This window comes from Actinoplanes sp. L3-i22 (assembly GCF_019704555.1).
In the GTDB taxonomy this organism is placed as follows: domain Bacteria; phylum Actinomycetota; class Actinomycetes; order Mycobacteriales; family Micromonosporaceae; genus Actinoplanes.
Genome location: NZ_AP024745.1, coordinates 11,367,495 through 11,387,898, shown reverse-complemented (window position 1 = coordinate 11,387,898; position 20,404 = coordinate 11,367,495). Strand labels below are relative to the sequence as shown.

Genomic DNA, 20,404 nt, shown 5'->3' with positions numbered 1-20,404 from the left:
GCCGCTGAGTCCTTGCCTGTCGCGTCTTTGCCCGTGGCCGAGTCCTTGCCCGCCTCGGAGGCCTTGCCTGAACCGTCCGAGGCTTTGCCGGCCTCCGCGGTCTGGGCTGAGCCCTTACCCGGCTCGCCCGAAGCCCCGCCCTTGTCAGACTCCGACGCCTTTCCGCCCGCAGACCCGGCATCACCCGAGGTCGACGCGGACCCGGACCCGGACACGGCTGCGGACGTCGACGGAGCCGCGGACGTGTCCGACTTGCCGGACTCGGGTGGCAGCGCATGCTTCCCGCCCGAGGTCTCCTCGGCCGGAGCCGCTCCGGAACTGCCCAGGGGGCCGCCCTGATGGGGCGCTGCCGCCCGCAGCTCCGGCCGCTCTGCTGGGTTCTTCCGTACCTCCGCCACGCGCTCGACCCTACCGGGCCACGACCAACGTTGGGAAAGTCGCCGGAGGCCTGTGGACAACGCCTCGGCAAAGGGGCTTTACGCTGGTCCGATGCCGCGTTATGACTACCGTTGCCGCGCCTGTGGCGCCACCTTCGAGCTCAGCCGCCCGATGCGCGAGGCCAGCGCCCCGGCCGCCTGCCCGGAGGGCCACGACGACACCGTCAAACTGCTGTCCACAGTCGCCGTCACCGGCCGGGGCGGCGCCACCCCGGCCCCGAGCAGCGGCGGCGGAGGCTGCTGCGGCGGTTCCTGCGGCTGCTGACCCACCCGAGCCCCACCAGCACCGCGCCCGGCCAGACCAACCCGACCCCGCCAAACCATCGGCCGGCCGCCCCCGAGGCCTACCGAACGGCGGCCGGCCCGAGCCCACCGAACCGACACCGCCCACCGGGAACCGCGACCGCCGATCAAGACCGCGACGCCTGACGGCGCCGCGACCGACCAGGTCGCCCTGGATCCGCTGACGCCGCGACCCGCGGCGGTAGCGGAAGCGGGCAGCCCCCTCGCGTTGGTCCTTTTAAACCGCAACCACCCACGGACATCGCCCTGGAGGGTCTCGTGTTCTGGGCGCCCCGCGCCCTTGCGAGACCCGGAAGGGTCCCCGCGGGAGCGACGATCTGTACCCCGGCGGACCGAGGCAATAAAAGATCTTGATCTCAAAAGCCCCCGCGCCCAGGCATCGCCGCGCCCGAGCAGCACGCCCCGAACGTGGCAACCAACCGCCCGGGACCTATTGAAACGGTCGATGAAACGCGAGACCCACTCACACTACAAAGTGATCTGCGTCACTCCTTACTGCAAACCGCTCGATACCGGTCGTCCGTCGACATTGGCCGCCAACCACCTGTCCATTCTCACCCTCGGTATCCGCCCTTGAACCCACTGCCGACAAATCCGCCCAGCTCAGGCCCGATATCCCAGAAACTGGGACGACACGTACGGGTACACCCGAACAGCCCGGCGGTTTTGCCCGACCGCATCGTTTCCGCGTTCGATCTCTTTCGTTACGACACGCGTAGTCCCGTATGCCGACGTCGATCCCACGATTGGAGATGTCCTCCGTAAGGGGTCGGCCGTGGCGGGAACATGGTTACCGTCCGTTTCTACGATGGGCGGTGACTCTGAGATACGGCACCATGAGTCGCGACTTCCCAAGGGGGCGGAGGTTCAACCGTGTCGGGACGGCTCGAGCTACCCAGCGGCCTCGTGACCTTTATGTTCACAGACATAGAGGGATCCACGCGGCTGGCCAGGATGCTCGGTGACACCTATCGCGCTGTGCTGAACGCACATCGCTCTGTGTTACGCGCTGCGCTGAGTGACTTCAGTGGTGTCGAACTCCTTACGGAGGGTGACTCCTTCTTCGTGGCGTTCGACAACGCGGATGCGGCCGTTGCGGCCTGTGTGGAGGCTCAGCGGAGGCTCGCCGCGTTCGACTGGCCGCGCGCCGACGCCGTCCCCCGGGTCCGGATGGGACTGCACACCGGACACGCCACCCCGATCGGCACCGAGTACGCCAGCGCCGAGGTGCACCGCGCGGCCCGGGTCGCCGCGGCCGCGCACGGCGGGCAGGTGCTGTGTTCGGAGGCCACCGCGCTCGCCGTGACCACGACCTACGGCACGGCGACCGCCGCCGCGGAGACGCTGGTCGGCGTGGATCTGCTGGATCTGGGCGCGTTCCGGCTGCGCGGCTTCGACGACGACGAGCGGATCTTCCAGGTCCTCGCCCCCGGCCTGGACCGGGAGTTTCCGCGTCCGCGGACGGCCGAGGCGCCCCGGCACAACCTGCCGGCCGAGCACAGCTCGTTCGTCGGGCGGCCGGCCGAGATCGCCGAGCTGGCCGAGCTGATCAGCCACCACCGGCTGGTCAGCGTGGTCGGCGCGGGTGGCGCGGGCAAGACTCGGCTGAGCCTGGCGGTGGCCGGGCAGGTGGCCGACGCGTACCCGGGTGGGGTGTGGACGATCGACGCGGTGAGCGCGCCGGGTGGCCTGCCGACCGCCCTGGCCGCGGCGCTGGGCCTGCGGCCGGAGCCGGGCCGCCCGATGATCGACACGCTGGTCGAGCAGTGCGCCGAGCGGCGGATGCTGGTCGTCCTGCAGACCTGCGACGCGGCGCCGGGCCTGACCGCGGCGCTGGCGCACCGGCTGCTGACCCGCTGCCGCCGGCTGGACGTGCTGGCCACCGGCCGGGCGCCGCTGGGCCTGCCGGGGGAGACCGTGTGGCGGATCCCGCCGATGGCCCCGGCCGACGCGTTCGCGCTGCTCAAGGAGCGGGCGACGGCGGCTCGCGGGGGCCGGCGCGGGGACGACGACGAGCAGCTGGCCGGGCTGGCGGCGCGGCTGGAGGGCTCGCCGCTCGCGATCGAGCTGGCCGCGGCCCGGCTCCGGCTGCTGCCGGCCGACCTGCTGGCCCGCCGGCTGGACGATCCGATCGGTGCGCTGGACAACGACGCGTGCGGCGAGGGGCGGCACGAGAGTCTGCGGAACAACCTGGACTGGTCGTACCGGAGCCTGGGCAGCCGGGCCGCCGAGCTGCTGCGCAGGCTGGCGGTCTTCGCCGGGCCGGTGGATCTCCCGACCGTGGACTGGTGCGGCGAGGGGGCGCTCAGCGCGCTCTCCGAGCTGGCCGAGAAGTCGCTGATCGAGGTGGTGCCGGGGCCGCGCTACCGGATGTCGGACCACGTCCGGTCGTACGCGCTGCGCCGGCTCGCCGACGCCGGTGACGAGCCGACCGTCCGGGACCGGCATCTCGCCTGGTCGCTGGAGACGCTGACGAACGTCGCGGTGGACACCGACGGCCAGCTCCGCACGGTGTCGCTGACCGACTTCGGGCCGTACGTGGCGGAGTGGCAGACCGCGCTGCGCTGGGCGGCCGCGGGTGGTGACGTCCGGGCCGGCCTGCGCCTGGCCGGCGCGCTGAACCCGTGGTGGCGCGAGCACGGCGGCGCCGGTGAGGGCCGCTCCCTGCTCGCCGGGCTGTACCGGCGCGCCGACGACGCCACCGAGCCGGCCGAGCTGGCCCAGGCCTACCTGATCCACGCCGACCTGGCCGACGACCCGGGCGAGCGGGACGAGTTCCTGCTCCGGGCGGAGGCCGCGGCGCGACGGGCCGGTGACCCGGCGCTGCTGGTCCGGGCCCTGGGCAGCCGCCGGATCCGGCTGGACGAGCACGGCGCGGAGGCCACCGAGACGTCCTGCCGGTCGGTGATCGCCGAGGCGGAGCGGGCCGGGGTGGCGACCGAGTCGCTGCCGGCCGTGCTCGCGCTGGCCGAGCTGTTCTGGCGGCGGGACGCGCTGACCGAGGCGGCCGAGCTGCTCGGCGGGGCCCGTCAGCTGGAGGCCGGCCGTCCCGAGGACCGCGGGCGGCGGGCGGTGGACTGGCTGCTCGGCATGGTCGCGCTGCGCCGGGGTGACCTGGTGGCCGCGCACGATCACCTGGTGGTGGCGCTGCGCTCGCGACTGCGGCACGGCTTCCGGGGCGCGGCGGCGGACGCGGTGGCGGCGATCGCGGCCCGGTGCGCGCTGGGCGGTGACACGGTGACCGCGACGGTCCTGTTCGGTGGGGCGGAGGCGGCCCGCGGGGCGCGGCGCACCGAGTCGTTCGGGGCGTTCTGGTCGGCGCAGCAGATCGCGTTGCGCCTGGCGCTCGGCGACGCGGCGTTCGACGCGGCCTACGCGGACGGCGCGACCCTGGGCTTCGACCGGGTGGTGGCGATGGCGCTGGCCGTCGAGCACCCGGACCTGGAGGACGGCGCCGCACGGTTTGCCCAGATAGTCCGCTGAATCGGGCCCATTCTGAGGATCGGATGATGCGGATCACTCCGACTACTGATCTGATTAGGGTGTGTCCGTGCAGGCGCTGCCATGATTCATCTTCCGCTGGTCCGACAGGGACCGTTGAGAGCTCTCGCCGTCCGGTTGGCGATGGCGATCTTCCTGGTCCTGAGCGCGGTCGCGGTCGTCTACTCGGACCGGGACGGCTACCGCGACGTCAACGGGGACGGGCTCAGCCTGCTCGACTGCTTCTACTACTCGGTCGTCTCGCTCTCCACCACCGGGTACGGCGACATCACCCCGGCGACGCAGGGCGCCCGGCTGGTCAACGTCCTGTTCATCACGCCGGCCCGGGTGCTCTTCCTGATCATCCTGGTCGGCACCACCCTGGAAGTGCTGACCGATCAGTACCGCAGGGGCCTGCGGATCAGCCGGTGGAGGCGCAAGTTGAAGGACCACGTGATCATCTGCGGCTACGGCACCAAGGGCCGGGCCGCGGTCGCCGCGCTGCTGGAGACCGGCTACGACAAGTCCCGGATCGTGATCGTGGAGAACCGGGAGGTCGCCGTCCGGCAGGCCACCTCCAACGGCTTCGTGGTGATCGAGGGCAACGCGACCCGCTCGGCGGTGCTGCTCGAGGCGGACGTGAAGAACGCCAAGTCGGTGATCATCGCGACCGACCAGGACGAGGCGTCGGTGCTGATCACGCTGACCGTCCGGCAGCTGACCGCCGGCCAGGTCCGGATCATCGCCGCGGTCCGCGAGCAGGAGAACGCCGCGCTGCTCAAGCAGTCCGGCGCGCACCACGTGATCGTCTCCTCGTCGACCGCGGGCCGCCTGCTCGGCCTGACCACCACCGCGCCGCCGCTGATCGACGTCGTCGAGGACCTGCTCACCCCCGGCCAGGGGATGGCCCTCGCGATGCGCTCCGCGGAACGCTCCGAGGTCGGCCAGAACCCGCGCCAGCTCTCGACCCTGGTGGTCGCCCTGATCCGCCGCGGCAAGGTCCTTCCGCTCGGCGGCGAGCAGATCGTCAACATCGAGACCGGCGACCTGCTGGTCTACATCCGCGCCGACGAGGCCGCGCCGACCGGCGTCTCCTTCTGAGCCGGAAAATCAGGATCAAATTCTTTATTGCCTCGGCTGCGGCCAATAACTGATCGTCGCTCCCGCGGGGACCCTTCCGGGCCTCGCAGGGCGCGGGGCGCCCAGAACGCGAGGCCCGAAAGGGCGACGTCCGCGGGTGGTTGCGGTTTCAAAGGACCCCGCGAGCCGGCCGCTGCTCCAGACCCGGCCGCGCCTCCCGGTCCCGGCCGGCACCGACCGGAAACACCCCTGAGGATCAGCCGAGTGCCGCGAGCGCCGCGCCGGCCGGGCTTGCGGCGGGGCTGCGGGCGGTGCTCGGGTGCGGGCGGTGCTCAGGCCGTACCGAACAAGAACGGCCCGGCATCGAAGGATGCCGGACCGAACCGCCGGTTTTGATCAGAGGATGGTCCAGGTGTCGCCGGTGTTGAGGAGATCGTCGAGCATCTCCTCGGGCGTGCCGGTGGTCTCCGCCCGAGCGTCCAGCAACTGCTTCCGGACGATCTCGTCGTAGGACGGCCGCTGCACGTTCCGGAACACCCCGATCGGCGTCGTGTTCAGATCCGACCCGGAGAGCCGGGACAGCGCGAACGCGTACGCCGGGTCCTCGACGGTCGCGTCGTGCACGATCGGCGTCCCGCCCGACTGGACCTTGAGACCGAAACTGCCCTCCGGATGCACGACCGACCACTCGTTCTCGCGACCGAAAGTGATCGGCTGCCCCTGCTCCAGCCGGATCAGGTGCTCGTCCCGCGACTCGGCGTCCTTGATCAGGTCGAACGCGCCGTCGTTGAAGATGTTGCAGTTCTGGTAGATCTCGACGAACGCGGAACCCTCGTGCTCGGCCGCCGCCCGCAGCACCGACTGCAGGTGCTTGCGGTCGGAGTCGATGGTCCGGGCCACGAACGTCGCCTCGGCGCCGAGCGCCAGTGAGAGCGGGTTGAACGGCGAGTCCGCCGACCCGGCCGGCGTCGACTTGGTGATCTTGCCGAGCTCGGAGGTCGGCGAGTACTGCCCCTTGGTCAGGCCGTAGATCCGGTTGTTGAACAGCAGGATCTTCAGGTTGACGTTGCGGCGCAGCGCGTGGATCAGGTGGTTGCCGCCGATCGAGAGCGCGTCGCCGTCCCCGGTCACCACCCAGACGCTCAGGTCCGGCCGGGACGCGGAGAGCCCGGTCGCGATCGCCGGCGCGCGCCCGTGGATCGAGTGCATCCCGTACGTGTTCATGTAGTACGGGAACCGGGACGAACAGCCGATCCCGGAGACGAAGACGATGTTCTCCCGGGGGATGCCCAGCTCGGGCATGAAGCTCTGGACCGCGGCCAGGATCGCGTAGTCACCGCAGCCCGGGCACCAGCGCACCTCCTGATCGGACTTGAAGTCCTTCATCGTCAGTTTCAGCGGCACCGTGGAACTAGCCATTCTTGACCACGTCCTCCAGCATGCTCTCCAGCGTCGCCGCCGTGAAGGGAAGACCGCTGACCTGGTTGAACGGCACCGCGTCGACCAGGTACCGGGCCCGGATCACGTGGGCGAGCTGGCCGAGGTTCATCTCCGGGACAACCACCTTCTCGTACGCCGCGAGCACCTCACCGAGGTTGGCCGGCAGCGGCGACAGGTGCCGCAGGTGCGCCTGCGCGATCGTCAGCCCGCGCTGCCGCAACGCCCGGCAGGCCGCCCCGATCGGCCCGTAGGTCGAGCCCCAGCCCAGCACCAGCACGCGCGCCGCCTCGGACGGGTCCTCCACGTCCACGTCCGGCACCTGGATCGCCTCGATCCGGGCGGCCCGGGTGCGGACCATGAACTCGTGGTTCGCCGGGTCGTAGGAGATGTCGCCGGTCTTGTCGGCCTTCTCCAGCCCGCCGATCCGGTGCTCCAGCCCCGGCGTGCCCGGGACCGCCCATGGTCGGGCCATCGTCACCGGATCGCGCAGGTAGGGCAGGAACTTTCCGTCTTCCGCGTTGGGCGCGGTGGCGAATTCGACGGACAGGTCAGGCAGCTCGTCGACCGACGGCAGCAGCCACGGCTCGGACCCGTTCGCCACGTAGTTGTCCGACAGCAGGATGACCGGAGTCCGGTAGGTGACCGCGATCCGCGCCGCCTCCAACGCGGCGTGGAAGCAGTCCGACGGTGACTTCGGGGCGATCACCGCGAGCGGCGCCTCGCCGTGCCGGCCGTACAGCGCCATGTTCAGGTCGGCCTGCTCGGTCTTGGTCGGCATCCCGGTCGACGGGCCGGCCCGCTGCACGTCGACGATGATCAGCGGCAGCTCCAGCGCGATGGCCAGCGAGATCGTCTCGCCCTTGAGCGCCACGCCCGGCCCCGAGGTGGTGGTGACCCCCAGGGCGCCGCCGTACGCCGCGCCCAGGGCCGCCCCGATCGCCGCGATCTCGTCCTCGGCCTGCATCGTGGTGATCCCGAACCGCTTGTGCTTGGACAGCTCGTGCAGGATGTCCGAGGCCGGGGTGATCGGGTACGCCCCGAGGAACAGCGGCAGCTTGGACCGCACGGTCGCGGCCACCAGCCCGAGCGCGAGCGCCTGGTTGCCGGTGATGTTCCGGTAGGTCCCCGGTCGCATCTTGGCCGGTTTGATCTCGTAGCGCACCGAGAACAGCTCGGCGGTCTCGCCGTAGTTCCACCCGGCGCGGAACGCGGTCTTGTTCGCCGCGACCAGCTCCGGCCGCTTGGCGAACTTGCGTTCCAGGAACCGCAGGGTGGACTCGAAGGGCCGCGAGTACATCCAGCTCAGCAGGCCCAGCGCGAACATGTTCTTGGCGCGTTCGGCATCCTTCTTGGCGATGCCGAGATCGGCCAGCGCGCCGACGGTCATCGAGGTCAGCGCGACCGGGTGCACGGCGAACTCGGCGAGGGAGCCGTCCTCCAGGGGGCTGGCCGGGTAGCCGACCTTGGCCAGGTTGCGCTTGGTGAACTCGTCGGTGTTGACGATGATGTCGGCCCCGGGCGGCAGGTCCGCCAGGTTCGCCTTCAGGGCGGCCGGGTTCATCGCGACCAGCACGTTCGGCGAGTCGCCGGGGGTCAGGATGTCGTAGTCGGCGAAGTGGACCTGAAAACTGGAGACGCCCGGCAGGGTTCCTGCGGGCGCGCGGATCTCGGCGGGGAAGTTGGGCAGCGTCGAGATGTCGTTGCCCAGCTGCGCGGTCTCCGAGGTGAACCGGTCTCCGGTGAGCTGCATACCGTCTCCGGAGTCCCCGGCGAATCGGATCACCACCCGGTCCAGCTGCTCGACTCGCTTCGCGGGAGCGGCCACGTTTCAAACCTCCAAAGAGCGCGGGCGCACGTCGATGAAGCAGGCCCGCACATCGTCACTTCCACACTACGTCGCCGCTCCTTACGGAGGCAGCCGCGGACCGTTGCCCACAGTAGCCAGGCAGTGCTCCCGCCAGCTAGTGCTCTTGGGTAGGCTGCCCGATCGTGGAGGGATATCTCGGCTCGTACGCCATGCTCGGCCTGGTCCTGGCCGCCGGGGTCCTGCTGTTCGTGGCCGCGTTCGGGGCGAACCGTCTACTCCGCCCGGCCCGTCCGGCCGAGCCGGCCGGCAAGCGGATCCCGTATGAGAGCGGCATCGACCCGGTCGGCGGCGACTGGGCGCAGGCGCAGATCAGGTACTACGTGTATGCGTACCTTTATGTGCTTTTCGCGGTGGAAGCCGTTTTCCTCTTCCCGTGGGCCGTGATCTTCGATCTTCCCGGCTTCGGCGGCGCCGCGATCGCCGAGATGGCCGTCTTCGTGGCTGTGCTGGCCCTGGGCATCCTCTATGCGTGGCGTAAGAAGATCTTGACCTGGACGTGAGACTTGGGTGGCGGACTCGCCTCCGGAAAGCCGACATGTCAACATCGTGCGCATGAGTCAGCTTCTGCTCTTCATTGTCGTAGCACTGGTCGTCGGGACGATCGTCTTCGGCGTGACCGTTCTGCTGAGCGGGGGCGACTCCGGGCTCACCCCGGTCGAGCCCGATGGCCAGTCGGTGCCGCTGCCCGGCGATCGCCCGCTGGGCGAGGAGGACATCGCGAAGACCAGGTTCGACACGGCCTGGCGGGGGTACCGGATGGCTCAGGTCGACCAGGCGCTGCAGCGCGCGGCGTACGACATCGGCTACAAGGGTGAGCTGATCGGCGTGCTGGAGGCAGAGGTGGCAGCGCTGCGCGAGGGCCGGACCGAGGACGCCGACGCGCTGCGCGCCGCCCGGGAGGCCGCGATCGCGCCGTCCCAGGCCGCCGCCGAGAGCGAGAAGGCCGAGAGCGAGAAGGCCGAGAACCTGAAGGCCGACCGCGAGAAGGCCGAGAACGAGAACGCCGGCCCGGTCGTCGAGGTGGCGGAGATCCCGCCGCCCGCCACCGACGAGGAGCCGGCGGAGACTCGATGAGCAGCGGCCCAGCCGGGGGCGCCGACGATGCCGCCCGTCCCGGCTCCGGGGAGTTCACCGCCACGGTGATCGTGAACGCCCCGGCGGCGAAGGTCTTCGCGGCCTTCATGGACTGGGAGAAGCAGGGCGAGTGGATCCCGTTCACCCGGGTCCGGGTGGTCGAGGGCGACGGCGGCGAGGGCAGCCTGGTCGAGGCGGTCACCGCGATCGGCCCGGCGGTGCTGCGGGACGAGTTGCGCGTGGTGAAGGTGAACGCGCCGTACGAGGTCCGCGTCGTGCACTGCGGCAAGGTGCTCCGCGGCCCGGGCTCGATGCGCTGCACCGCGATGTCCGGCGACCGTACCCAGGTGGTCCTGCACGAGTGGTTCCACCTGCCGGCCGGCCCGGTCGGCAAGATCGCCTGGCCGGTGCTCTGGCCCGGCTCCAAGCTCGGCTTCACCGGCGCGCTGAAGAAGTTCGGCCGCCTGATCGAACAGGGGCGCCTGCCGTGACGGACGATCTCGCGATCGGGGATGACGGCAAGGCCCGCTGCTTCTGGGGCGGCAGCTCCCCGGAGTACGCGACGTACCACGACACCGAGTGGGGCCGGCCGGTCCGCGGTGACGACGCCCTGTTCGAGCGGCTCACCCTGGAGGCGTTCCAGTCCGGCCTGTCCTGGATCACCATCCTGCGCAAGCGCCCGGCGTTCCGGGCCGCGTTCGACGACTTCGCGATCGCCAAGGTCGCGACGTACGACGAGAGCGACGCGACCCGCCTGATGGCCGACGCCGGCATCGTCCGGAACCGGATGAAGGTCGACGCCGCGATGCACAACGCGCGCGTCGCCGCCGACCTGGCGCCGGGCGAGCTCACCGAGCTGCTCTGGTCGTTCGCGCCGGCGAAGCGCCCGCGGCCGGCCGGGATGAAGGACGTTCCGGCCGTCACCCCGGAGTCCACGACGATGGCCAAGACGCTGAAGAAGCGCGGTTTCAAATTCGTCGGACCCACCACGGCGTACGCGTTGATGCAGGCCACCGGCATGGTTGACGACCATCTGATCGGCTGCTGGGTGCCCGTGATGGGATAGGGGCATGGAACGGTGGTCGGTGGTCATGGACGCGGAGCAGTGGGCGACGGAACGGTTGTTCCAGCAGGACGTCGTGGTGGTGCGGGGCGCCCCGGCCGGCCTGTCCCCGGGTGACGAGGTGCTGCTGGTCGCCGACGAGCAGGTGGTCGCGCTGACCCGGGTCGAGAAGGCCGCCGAGTACACCGCGCTGGCCTACCTGCGCCGCGCCTTCGACGAGCCGGTCCCGGCCGCCGGGCTGAGCAGCGGCCCGCTCGCCGAGGCCGACTTCCGGCGCTTCGCCGACCGGCTCGGCCAGACCCCGCCGAAGCGGAGCTGGCTGGTCAGCGTGGCCATGCCGATCGAGGCGGTCAGCCCGGCCGAGGCGGTCCGGCAGTACTGGTCGCACGTGAACGAGCTGGGCCCGCGGGAGCTGCCGACCTACGTCTGGCCGTCCGGTGACGAGCTGGCCATGCAGGCCTTCGTCCTCGGGGTCGAGGCGAACCAGGACCCCGAGGAAGAGGACGAGGACGAGGACTAGCGGCCCTCGTAAACCGGCTTCCGCTTGTTGACGAACGCGTCCACCGCGTTCTTGTGGTCGGCGGTGGCCCCGCAGATCGACTGCGCCTGCGCCTCGGCGGCCAGCGCGTCGGAGAGCGTCCCGGCGTCACCGATGGACAGCTCCCGCTTGATCGCGCCGTAGGCCACGGTCGGGCCGGCGGCCAGGCGCGCGGCCAGCTCCTGGGCGACCGGGAGCACCTGCTCGTCGTCCTCGAGGAGCCGGGAGAGCATGCCGATCTCGTACGCTCGCTGGGCCTTCACCGGCTCGGCGAGCAGCAGCAGCTCGACGGCCCGGGCGTGCCCGACGATCCGCGGCAGCGACCAGGAGATGCCGCTGTCGCCGGCCAGGCCGACGTTCGCGAACGCCATCAGGAACGACGTCTTCGGCCCGCCGATCCGGAAGTCGGCGAGCATCGCCAGCGACGCGCCGGCGCCGGCCGCCATCCCGCGCACCGCGGCGACCACCGGCTTCGGCATGCTGGCCAGCCGCTGGGCGATCGGGTTGTAGTGCACCCGGACGGTGTCCAGGTCGGTGCTCTTCTCCAGCAGCGCCGCGTGCTCGCGCAGGTCCTGCCCGCCGCAGAAGGCGTTCCCGGCGCCGGCCAGCACGATCGCCCGGCAGGACCGGTCGGTCTCCAGCTGCGCCAGGGTGTCCCGCAGAGCCTCCTTGAGGTCCACGGTGAAGGAGTTCATCGCCTCGGGCCGGTTCAGGGTCAGTGTGACGACCGCGTCAGTGCGGTCGACGAGGAGCACGTCGGTCATGTGTCAGAGAATCCCACACGGGCGCTCTTCTGAGCTGCGTGCAGGCAACGCTCGACGTACCGGTCGGCGGCGGGGCGCAATCGGGCGGCGTGCTTGTCGAAGAAGACCGCGGCGTGCAGACCCGGCCAGCCGGACGGCAGCAGCGCGGCGGGCAGTTGCGGATCCTGGAACAGGAACGAGCGCCAGGCGTGGACGAGCCGGAAACGCGCGGCATACGCCTCCTCGTCCGAACTGCGCCCGTTGACCGCTTTCACCACCGGCAGCAACTCGTCCTCGAAGGCCCGGTACGAACGTCCGATCCGGTCCAGGTCCCAGGCCCGGCCGACGATCGCGGCGGCGCCCGCGGAGCCGGCCGTGTGGCTGGCGCTGAACCGGTCGTATGCCGTGCCGGCCTCCTGCAGCGCCGCCTCCAGCTCGTCCGACGCGCGCGGGGCGACCCAGATCTGATCGCTGAGCGGCCCGTAGCCGAGGAACGCCACGCGCTCGGCCTCCCGCCGGGCCAGCGGCGGATCGTGCAGCATGATCATGTCGAATCGGCCGTCCCAGCCGCCGCGTCCGGTTCGATAGACCCGGGCGGTGGCCTCGTCCAGCCGGCGCGCGGCCCTCGGAGTGAGCAGATAGCCCGGTCCGGAGGCCAGACGCAACGGATGAAGCCAGCCTTGTCGCACCATTCTCGACACGGCAGTGCGGACCGCTGGGGCTGCGATGTCCAGCGGAGCGAGCAGCCGCACGAGGGCGGCGACCGGTGCTCGGGAGCCCCGGGTGCGCAGGTAGTCGCCGTACAGGTCGAAGAGTGCGGACCGCGCCTGCATGACCGCACATTGTGACAGCCCGAAAGACGATATGCTAGACGCTGTCACATCCGCCCGGGCTGGGTTTGGGTTCGCCGGTGTTCATCAGGGAAAATGTTTGATCGGCACGGTGGGCCGCGACACGCGAAGGCGTGAAACGGCCTGTACGGCCGCCGGTCGGAAACGAGCACCGCATCACGTGGGGCTGAGCACGTGACGCGCTGCTGGCATTCCAGGAGCAAGTGGCTGTGGGGTAACCCACCAACCCTGACGTAGGTCTGAGGGGAGACAAAATGGCGGCGATGAAGCCGCGGACGGGCGATGGTCCGCTGGAGGTCACCAAGGAGGGCCGTGGCATCGTCATGCGCGTCCCGCTGGAGGGTGGTGGCCGTCTCGTCGTGGAGATGACCCCGGACGAGGCCAACGCGCTGGGTGACGCGTTGAAGTCGATCGCCGGCTGACGTTTCACGCGAGCCCGCCGGTACGGTACCGCCCGTACCGGCGGGCTTTCCACGTCTTACGGAAAGGTCATCCTCCCGTGTTCTCCATCGGCTTGACTGAAGTGCTGGACGATCAGCGCACCTGGGTTGTTCCGGTCGGTGAGGTGCTGCCGGGCGACGTCGGCGCCGAGTTGGCCGCGCTTCCCGGAGCGCTGGGAACCGGCGAGATCACCGTCCTGCCGCGCCCGCTGAGGCGCCCGTCCCGGGTGCTGCTGGCCGGCCTCGGCGACGGCGACGAGGCCGGCTGGCGAGCCGCCGGCGCGGCGATCGTCCGGGCGCTGGCGGACGACGAACATGCCCAGATCAAGATTCCGGACGGTGCGTCCGAGGCCGCGGTGCGCGGCCTCGCCGAAGGGCTCTGGCTGGGCGGCTACCGCTATCGCGACGCGCCCACCCCGCCTCGGTCCGGCCCGGCGGATCTGATCAGCGACAACCCATCACGGTACGAACGTGGCCTCGCCCAGGCGCGGGCCACCGCCACCGCCGCGTGGCTGGCCCGGGACCTGACCAACACGCCGGCGTCGCTGAAGACCCCGGAGTGGTTCGCCGCCCAGGTGGTCGCCGAGGCGGCGGGCCGGCCGGGCGTGACCGTCAAGGTGCTCGCCGGTGCCGAGCTGGAGCGGTTCGGCGGCCTGCGGGCGGTCGGCGCCGGTTCGGTCTCGCCGCCGCGCTTCGCCGAGCTCTCCTGGACCCCGCCGGGGGTGCCGTCGCCGCGGCACGTGGTGCTGGTCGGCAAGGGCATCACGTTCGACACCGGCGGCATCTCGATCAAGCCGCGCGACGCGATGAAGCTGATGAAGAAGGACATGGGCGGGGCGGCCGCGGTCGTCGCCGCCACGCTCGCCGCGGCGGACCTGGGCCTGCCGGTCCGGATCACCGCACTCACCCCGCTCGCCGAGAACGCGATCGGCGGCGCGGCCTTCCGCCCCGGCGACGTGATCACCCACTACGACGGGTCGACCAGCGAGAACACGAACTCGGACGCCGAGGGCCGGATCGTGCTGGCCGACGCGCTGGCGTACGCGGCCGCCGAGCTGAAGCCCGACCTGGTGCTCAACCTGGCGACGCTGACCGGGGCGAACGCGGTCGCGCTGGGCAAGCGCACAGCCGCCCTCTACAGCCCGGACGACGAGCTGGCGGCGGCGCTCGCCGCGGCCGGTGACGCGGCCGGCGAGCGGATGTGGCGGCTGCCGATGCCCGGCGACTACGTGGAATACCTGCGCAGCGACATCGCCGACCGGGTCAGCGCCCCGTCCGGGCCGGGCTCGGTGATGGCCGCGCTCTTCCTGCGCGACTTCTTCGGCGCCGCCCCCTGGGCCCACCTGGACATGTCCGCCCCGTCCTGGGCCGAGGCCCACGACGGCGCCCTCACCAAGGGCGCCACCGGCTGGGGCGCCCGCATGCTGGTGCGCTACCTGTCAACGCTTGACGGCGGTCAGCAATCCGGCGCCTGACGAGATGACCGCCGGGATCCAGTCCTCGGACTCGCGGATCGACTTCACCGTCTCGCGCACGGTCAGGGTGTCCACGTCGCGGGCGGACGGGTCGCTGATCCGGCCGCCGGCGTGCACCCCGTTCACGATCAGCACGCCGCCGGTCCGCAGCAGCCGCAGTGCCGCCTCGGTGCACGCGGCGAACTCGGTGGTGTCGGCGTCCACGAAGATCAGGTCGTACGCCCCGTCGGCGAGCCGGGGGAGCACGTCGAGCGACCGGCCGCTGATGATCCGGGTCCGCCCCGGCGCGAAGCCGGCCTCGACGAACACCCGGCGGGCGATCCGCTGATGCTCGTGCTCGACGTCGATCGTGGTGAGCACCCCGTCCGGGCGCATGCCGCGGAGCAGCCAGATGCCGCTCACGCCGGTGCCGGTGCCGATCTCGACGACGGCCTTGGCGTTGCCGGCCGCGGCCAGCAGGCGCAGCACGGAGCCGGCGCCGGGGGAGACACAGGGCAGGCCGAGCTCGTGCGCGAGCGAGCGGGCGGTCTGCAGGATCGGGTCCTCGGTCGCGTAGGTCTCGGCGAACGGCGTGGAGTGGCCGGATTGCTGGCCGAAGGAGCGGGCGGCGGGACCGATGATGACGAACCTCCGTGCGGCGGGGTGCGATGTCGCGGCTAACCACGCACATCGGATAAGAGAGTAGAGCGATGACTACCCGTGATGCACGGTGCTGTCGATGGATAAACAGGCCACTCGGGGCGGCAGGGCCTCGGCTGGACGGCACGGCGCTCGTAATCCGTGTCATCCTGGATGCGGAGCCGGGCGAGCGATGACTGGAGGCCCCACGTGACCGACGGCTGGAATTGGCGCCCGTCGTCTGTGCCCGGCGGGCACGAGCAGCCGCCGTCCGGGTCGCCCTGGTGGAGCGACGCGACAAACGATCCGTGGCGGGACCCGCATGCCCCGGCCGCGGTCGTGCTGCCGGCGCCGGCGTCCACCGGCGGCCCCGCGCTGGACCCGGTTCCGGATCCGGACGCGCCCCGCCGGTCGTACGCTCCAGTGTTGTTGATCTGCCTGCTCACCGCCCTGCTCGCGGGGGGTGTCGGCGGGACCCTGGGCTTCGTCTTCGCGGTCCGGGGCGGCTACGTCACCGGCGGCGGCACCCAGCTCGGCGCGTCCGGTCAGCAGGCCCCGGCGGTGGCCGCCCGGGACCCGGAATCGCTCGCCGGGGTGGCGAAAAAGGTCCAGCCGAGCGTCGTCACCGTGCACGTGACAGGTGCGATCGGGTCCGGTTTCGTGGTCTCCGCGGACGGCTACGTGATCACCAACGACCACGTGGTGGACGGCGCCGGGACGACCATGTCGGTCTCCTTCAGCGACGGCACCACGGCCGCCGCGAAGCTGGTCGGGCGGGCTCCGGAGTCCGACATCGCGGTGATCAAAGTCGCAAAGCCGAATCTGCCCGCGGTCGAGTTCGGGGATTCGGACGCGATCGCGGTGGGTGACCCGGTGCTCGCTTTCGGCTCACCCCTCGCGCTGGAGAACACCGTGACGTACGGGATCGTCAGCGCCCTCGACCGCACCATCGAGGCCGGCGAGTCGGGCGGCACCACGCGCTACTACGCGGCCGTCCAGACCGACGCCGCGGTCAACCAGGGCAACTCCGGCGGCCCGCTGGTGAACGCGGCCGGTCAGGTCATCGGGGTGAACTCGGTGATCCGCTCGGTCGGCGGCGCGGACACCGAGGCCGGCAACATCGGTCTCGCCTTCGCCATCCCGATCAACCAGGCGAAGCGGATCGCGCAGGACATCATCGACACCGGCAAGGCCCGGCGCACCGTGATCGGCGCCGAGGTCACCACCGGGGGCAGCGGCGCCACCGGGGCCAAGCTGCGCTCGGTCGAGCCGGCCGGTCCGGCCGCCGCGGCCGGTCTGAAGGCCGGTGACGTGCTCACCAAGCTCGACGGCCGCCCGCTGCAGGACGGCACCGACCTGATCGCCCTGGTGCGCAAGCACGCCCCCGGCGCGGTCGTCGCGGTGGAGTACCGGCGCGGCACCAAGACCGCCTCGGCCTCCGTGACGCTCGCCGCAGACACCAACTAACAGCCCGGTGGGGTGTTCGCGGACAGACTCCGTGCGTACGCTTGCTCCCGGACGCTCGGGAGGCCGCTCGTGTTCGAGAATCTGAACTGGTGGGAGATCGGCGCGCTGCTCATGCTGGCGCTGCTGATCTTCGGGGAACGCCTGCCCAAGGTGATCGGGGAGGGGCTGAAGATGCTCCGCGGGCTGCGCGCCATGGCGCAGAACGCGACCTCGGACCTGAGCCGTGAGCTGGGCACCGACATCCAGCTGGAGGATCTGCATCCGAAGGCGTTCATCCGCAAGCACATCCTCAGCGAGGACGAGGAGCAGTCGCTGCGCAAGCCGCTGCAGAGCCTCTTCGAGGATGTGAAGCAGGATCTGAACGGCGTCAAGACGGAGCTCAACGGTGTGAAGTCCCACCTCAACGAGACCGCCGCCGACATCAAGGGCGCCGCCACCCGGAAGCCGGCCGCCACGCCGGTCGAGGCGCCTCGCCCGGCCCAGCGCTTCGACCTCGACGCGACGTAAAACGAAGGCCGCGGTCCGAAGACCGCGGCCCGAGGAGTGTCAGCCCCGCTTGGCGTTCACCATGAGGCCGAGCGGCTTGCCGACCAGGGACTCTCGGCGGACGGCCAGTTTGTCGGCCACGGCGTCGAGCGCCTTCGCCGCCGGTGACTCCGGGGCGGCCAGCACGATCGGGTTGCCGGCGTCGCCGGCCTCGCGGACCAGGGTGTCCAGCGGGATCTGGCCGAGCAGCGGCACCCGCGCCCCGATGGTCTGGCTCAGCGAATCGGCCACGGTCTGCCCGCCGCCGGAGCCGAAGACCTCCATGCGGGACCCGTCCGGCAGCTCGAGCCAGGACATGTTCTCCACCACGCCGACCAGCCGCTGGTGGGTCTGCAGCGCGATCGCGCCGGCCCGCTCGGCCACCTCGGCGGCGGCCATCTGCGGGGTGGTGACGACCAGGATCTCCGCGTTCGGCAGCAGCTGGGCCAGGGAGATCGCCACGTCGCCGGTGCCCGGGGGCAGGTCGAGCAGCAGCACGTCCAGGTCGCCCCAGTAGACGTCGGCGAGGAACTGCTGCAGCGCCCGGTGCAGCATCGGGCCGCGCCAGACCACCGCGGCGTTGCCGGCGGTGAACATGCCGATCGAGATCACCTTCACGCCGTGCGACTGCGGCGGCATGATCATGTCCTCGACCCGGGTGGGGCGGCTCTCCACGCCGAGCATCCGCGGCACCGAGTGGCCGTAGATGTCCGCGTCGACCACGCCGACCGACAGGCCCCGCTTGGCGAGCGCGACGGCCAGGTTCACCGTCACGCTGGACTTGCCGACCCCGCCCTTGCCGCTGGCCACCGCGTACACCCTGGTCCGGGAGCCGGGCTGGGCGAACGGGATGACCGGTTCCTCGGTGCCGCCACCGCGCAGGGTGGTCTGCAGCGACTTGCGCTGTTCCTCGGTCATCACGCCGAAGTTGATCTCGGCGCCGGTGATCCCGGGGACCTTGGTGACCGCGGCGGTGATGTCGTTGGTCAGCTTGTCGCGCAGGGGGCAGCCGGCGACGGTGAGCAGCAGGTCGACCTTGACCAGGCCATCGGTGACGGTGAAGCCCTGGACCATGCCGAGATCGGTGATCGGGCGGCGGATCTCGGGGTCGTCGACGGTCGCCAGAGCTGCCTGAACGGCGTCCTCGAGGGTGGATGCGGGTGCGGACATGCTGCTTATGTTACGTCCACGTCAGGGGTGGTCCTCTTCCCACTCCATACGGGCGCGCTTCTCCCTGCGGTGCGCCGCCTCGTCCAACTCGTCGGCCAGGCGAGCCAGCTCAGACCGTACGAAATCCCTGGTCGCAACCTCGCCCAGAGCGATCCGCAGGGAAGCGATCTCCCGGGTCAGGAATTCGGTGTCGGCCTTCTGCATGGCCGCCCGGCGTCGATCCTCCTCCATGCCCAGGCGGTCCCGGTCGGTCTGCCGGTTCTGCGCCAGCAGGATCAGCGGGGCGGCGTACGACGCCTGCAGCGACAGGATCAGGGTGAGGAACGTGAACGTGTACGGGTCGAACCGCATCGCGTCCGGCGCCAGCGTGTTCCAGGCGAACCAGGCGCCGATCACGATCGTCATGTAGACGATGAACTTCGCCGTCCCCATGTACCGCGCGATGCTCTCCGACCACCGGCCGAACGCCTCCGGGTCGAACCGGGGCAGCTGCATCCGCCCCGGCTCGCGGGGCTGATCCAACCGGTCGCGCCGAGTTTCGCTCATGTCGGAAGCTCCTCGTCGTCGTGCGCGTCGCGGTCACGCCAGTCCCGAGGCAGCGAGTGGTCCAGCAGGTCGTCGACGGTGACCGCGCCGAGCAGCCGATTCGTTCCGTCGACCACCGGCATCGCGACCATGTCGTACATCGCCATCCGCCGGGTGATCTCGGGCAGCCCGATGTCCGGCCGCAGCGGCTCGAGGTCGCTGTCCACCAGCCCGCCCACGATCGACGCCGGCGGCTCGCGCAGCAGGCGCTGGAAGTGGACCATGCCCAGATACTTCCCGGTCGGGGTGGCGCTCGGTGCCCGCGCCACGAACACCTGCGCGGCGACCACCGGCGACAGCTCCGGCTCGCGGATCCGGGCCAGCGCCTCGGCGACCGTCGCGTCCGGGGTGAGGATCACCGGCTCGGAGGTCATCACACTGCCCGCGGTGCCCGGGCGGTAGTTCATCAGCTGACGGACCGGCGCGGCCTCCTCCGGCTCCATCAGGTCCAGCAGCACCGCCTGCTCCGCCTTGGGCAGCTCGGCCAGCAGGTCGGCGGCGTCGTCCGGGTCCATCCGCTCCAGCACGTCGGCGGCCCGCTCCCGGTCCAGCCGGGCCAGGATCTCCACCTGGTCGTGCTCGGGCAGCTCCTCCAGCACGTCGGCGAGCTTGCGGTCGCTCAGCGCGGCGGCCACCTCGTTGCGCCGGGCGTCCGGCAGGTCCTGCAGCGCGTTCGCCATGTCCGCCGGGCGCATCTGCTCCAGCAGGGCGAGCAGGTTCGACGTGCCCTGCGTGTCGGTCGGGCCGACCAGGCCGCGGACCCGGTCGTACTCCACCTGGTAGACGTGGCCGCGACGGGCCAGCCGCCCGGTGTGCTCGCGGACCGCGACCCGGGAGACGACCCACTCGGTGTTCCGGTTCAGCTCCATCCCGATGTCCAGGACCACGCCGATGTGCTCCACCCCGCCGGCCTGCTCGGGCTCGACGGTGACCCGGCGGTCCAGCAGGTCCTCCAGGACGAGCAGCTCGTTCGGCCGTTTCTCGAACCGGCGCAGGTTCAGCGAGCCGGTCCCGAGCACCACCGACTCGGCGTCCATGCCGGTGATCCGGCCGATCGGCAGGAAGATGCGTCGCCGCAGCGCCATCTCGGCCACCAGGCCGACGACTTGCGGCGGTCGGTTCGTGGTGCGCAGCCGGACAACCGCGTCCCGCACCCGGCCGACACGATCGCCGTTGGGGTCGAACACCGGCAGACCGGCCAGGCGGGCCAGATAAACCCTCGTCCCCATGGTCACAGCCCCAGATTAG

General features: G+C 71.1%; 20 protein-coding genes. 12 read left to right on the top strand and 8 right to left on the bottom strand.

What is annotated here, in order from left to right; all coding sequences use genetic code 11:
• Positions 1 to 489: 489 nt before the first annotated feature.
• The 3 genes from L3i22_RS50490 (at position 490) to L3i22_RS50480 (ending at position 5,321) form a co-directional block, all read left to right on the top strand.
• Positions 490 to 702, top strand: a complete 213-nt coding sequence (locus L3i22_RS50490) for a zinc ribbon domain-containing protein (protein ID WP_221324490.1) — start codon at positions 490 to 492, stop codon at positions 700 to 702.
• Between the two features lie 911 nt (positions 703 to 1,613).
• Positions 1,614 to 4,223 (top strand): adenylate/guanylate cyclase domain-containing protein, encoded by a 2,610-nt coding sequence (locus L3i22_RS50485; RefSeq protein ID WP_221324489.1) that lies wholly within the window; start codon positions 1,614 to 1,616, stop codon positions 4,221 to 4,223.
• 81 nt (positions 4,224 to 4,304) lie between these two features.
• Positions 4,305 to 5,321, top strand: coding sequence for a TrkA family potassium uptake protein (locus L3i22_RS50480; protein WP_221324488.1), 1,017 nt, complete (start codon positions 4,305 to 4,307; stop codon positions 5,319 to 5,321).
• Positions 5,322 to 5,696: 375 nt separating this feature from the next.
• Here the strand turns inward: L3i22_RS50480 and L3i22_RS50475 are convergent, their stop codons facing one another.
• Both L3i22_RS50475 and L3i22_RS50470 read right to left on the bottom strand, forming a co-directional pair.
• The gene (locus tag L3i22_RS50475; RefSeq protein ID WP_221324487.1) at positions 5,697 to 6,719 is read right to left on the bottom strand and encodes a 2-oxoacid:ferredoxin oxidoreductase subunit beta; all 1,023 of its coding nucleotides are present in this window, start codon (positions 6,717 to 6,719) and stop codon (positions 5,697 to 5,699) included.
• Complete coding sequence (locus tag L3i22_RS50470) at positions 6,712 to 8,565, bottom strand: 2-oxoacid:acceptor oxidoreductase subunit alpha (protein WP_221324486.1); 1,854 nt, start codon at positions 8,563 to 8,565, stop codon at positions 6,712 to 6,714. Before L3i22_RS50470 ends, L3i22_RS50475 begins: the two co-directional genes overlap by 8 nt.
• Before the next feature lie 164 nt (positions 8,566 to 8,729).
• On the opposite strand from L3i22_RS50470, the gene ndhC reads away from it, so the two are divergent.
• Genes ndhC through L3i22_RS50445 form a run of 5 tightly spaced genes read left to right on the top strand, consistent with a single transcriptional unit; the run spans position 8,730 to position 11,264 of the window.
• Positions 8,730 to 9,107, top strand: coding sequence for an NADH-quinone oxidoreductase subunit A (gene ndhC, locus L3i22_RS50465; protein WP_221324485.1), 378 nt, complete (start codon positions 8,730 to 8,732; stop codon positions 9,105 to 9,107).
• A gap of 52 nt (positions 9,108 to 9,159) precedes the next feature.
• Positions 9,160 to 9,681, top strand: a complete 522-nt coding sequence (locus L3i22_RS50460) for a DivIVA domain-containing protein (protein WP_255657737.1) — start codon at positions 9,160 to 9,162, stop codon at positions 9,679 to 9,681.
• Positions 9,678 to 10,172 carry an SRPBCC family protein gene (locus tag L3i22_RS50455; RefSeq protein WP_221330555.1) on the top strand — a complete coding sequence of 165 codons (495 nt, stop codon included), beginning with the start codon at positions 9,678 to 9,680 and terminating at the stop codon, positions 10,170 to 10,172. Before L3i22_RS50460 ends, L3i22_RS50455 begins: the two co-directional genes overlap by 4 nt.
• A complete protein-coding gene (locus tag L3i22_RS50450; protein ID WP_304523448.1) occupies positions 10,169 to 10,747 on the top strand; it encodes a DNA-3-methyladenine glycosylase I in 579 nt (192 codons plus the stop codon). The genes L3i22_RS50455 and L3i22_RS50450 overlap by 4 nt, the downstream gene beginning before the upstream one ends.
• 4 nt (positions 10,748 to 10,751) lie before the next feature.
• Positions 10,752 to 11,264 (top strand): hypothetical protein, encoded by a 513-nt coding sequence (locus L3i22_RS50445; RefSeq protein WP_221324484.1) that lies wholly within the window; start codon positions 10,752 to 10,754, stop codon positions 11,262 to 11,264.
• Here the strand turns inward: L3i22_RS50445 and L3i22_RS50440 are convergent.
• Together L3i22_RS50440 and L3i22_RS50435 are read right to left on the bottom strand one after the other, a co-directional pair.
• The gene (locus L3i22_RS50440; RefSeq protein WP_221324483.1) at positions 11,261 to 12,046 is read right to left on the bottom strand and encodes an enoyl-CoA hydratase-related protein; all 786 of its coding nucleotides are present in this window, start codon (positions 12,044 to 12,046) and stop codon (positions 11,261 to 11,263) included. The genes L3i22_RS50445 and L3i22_RS50440 overlap by 4 nt on opposite strands.
• Positions 12,043 to 12,858 (bottom strand): PaaX family transcriptional regulator C-terminal domain-containing protein, encoded by an 816-nt coding sequence (locus L3i22_RS50435; RefSeq protein ID WP_221324482.1) that lies wholly within the window; start codon positions 12,856 to 12,858, stop codon positions 12,043 to 12,045. The genes L3i22_RS50440 and L3i22_RS50435 overlap by 4 nt, the downstream gene beginning before the upstream one ends.
• A gap of 272 nt (positions 12,859 to 13,130) precedes the next feature.
• Between L3i22_RS50435 and L3i22_RS50430 the strand changes: the two genes are divergently transcribed.
• Both L3i22_RS50430 and L3i22_RS50425 read left to right on the top strand, forming a co-directional pair.
• Positions 13,131 to 13,298, top strand: coding sequence for a DUF3117 domain-containing protein (locus tag L3i22_RS50430; RefSeq protein ID WP_014447667.1), 168 nt, complete (start codon positions 13,131 to 13,133; stop codon positions 13,296 to 13,298).
• A gap of 92 nt (positions 13,299 to 13,390) precedes the next feature.
• The gene (locus L3i22_RS50425) at positions 13,391 to 14,791 is read left to right on the top strand and encodes a M17 family metallopeptidase (RefSeq protein WP_255657736.1); all 1,401 of its coding nucleotides are present in this window, start codon (positions 13,391 to 13,393) and stop codon (positions 14,789 to 14,791) included.
• Here the strand turns inward: L3i22_RS50425 and L3i22_RS50420 are convergent.
• Positions 14,756 to 15,328: an O-methyltransferase gene (locus tag L3i22_RS50420; RefSeq protein ID WP_221330553.1), complete on the bottom strand. Its 573-nt coding sequence runs from the start codon at positions 15,326 to 15,328 to the stop codon at positions 14,756 to 14,758. The genes L3i22_RS50425 and L3i22_RS50420 overlap by 36 nt on opposite strands.
• 291 nt (positions 15,329 to 15,619) lie before the next feature.
• Between L3i22_RS50420 and L3i22_RS50415 the strand changes: the two genes are divergently transcribed.
• Together L3i22_RS50415 and L3i22_RS50410 are read left to right on the top strand one after the other, a co-directional pair.
• Positions 15,620 to 16,876: a S1C family serine protease gene (locus L3i22_RS50415; RefSeq protein WP_221324480.1), complete on the top strand. Its 1,257-nt coding sequence runs from the start codon at positions 15,620 to 15,622 to the stop codon at positions 16,874 to 16,876.
• A gap of 69 nt (positions 16,877 to 16,945) precedes the next feature.
• A complete protein-coding gene (locus L3i22_RS50410; RefSeq protein WP_221324479.1) occupies positions 16,946 to 17,383 on the top strand; it encodes a preprotein translocase subunit TatB in 438 nt (145 codons plus the stop codon).
• A gap of 39 nt (positions 17,384 to 17,422) precedes the next feature.
• Here L3i22_RS50410 and L3i22_RS50405 read toward each other — a convergent pair whose 3' ends face one another.
• The 3 genes from L3i22_RS50405 to L3i22_RS50395 are packed head-to-tail and all read right to left on the bottom strand — an operon-like array spanning position 17,423 to position 20,391.
• Positions 17,423 to 18,571 carry an Mrp/NBP35 family ATP-binding protein gene (locus L3i22_RS50405; protein WP_221324478.1) on the bottom strand — a complete coding sequence of 383 codons (1,149 nt, stop codon included), beginning with the start codon at positions 18,569 to 18,571 and terminating at the stop codon, positions 17,423 to 17,425.
• Between the two features lie 21 nt (positions 18,572 to 18,592).
• Positions 18,593 to 19,117, bottom strand: a complete 525-nt coding sequence (locus L3i22_RS50400) for a DUF1003 domain-containing protein (protein WP_221324477.1) — start codon at positions 19,115 to 19,117, stop codon at positions 18,593 to 18,595.
• Positions 19,114 to 20,391 (bottom strand): magnesium transporter MgtE N-terminal domain-containing protein, encoded by a 1,278-nt coding sequence (locus L3i22_RS50395; protein WP_221324476.1) that lies wholly within the window; start codon positions 20,389 to 20,391, stop codon positions 19,114 to 19,116. The genes L3i22_RS50400 and L3i22_RS50395 overlap by 4 nt, the downstream gene beginning before the upstream one ends.
• Positions 20,392 to 20,404 lie beyond the last annotated feature (13 nt).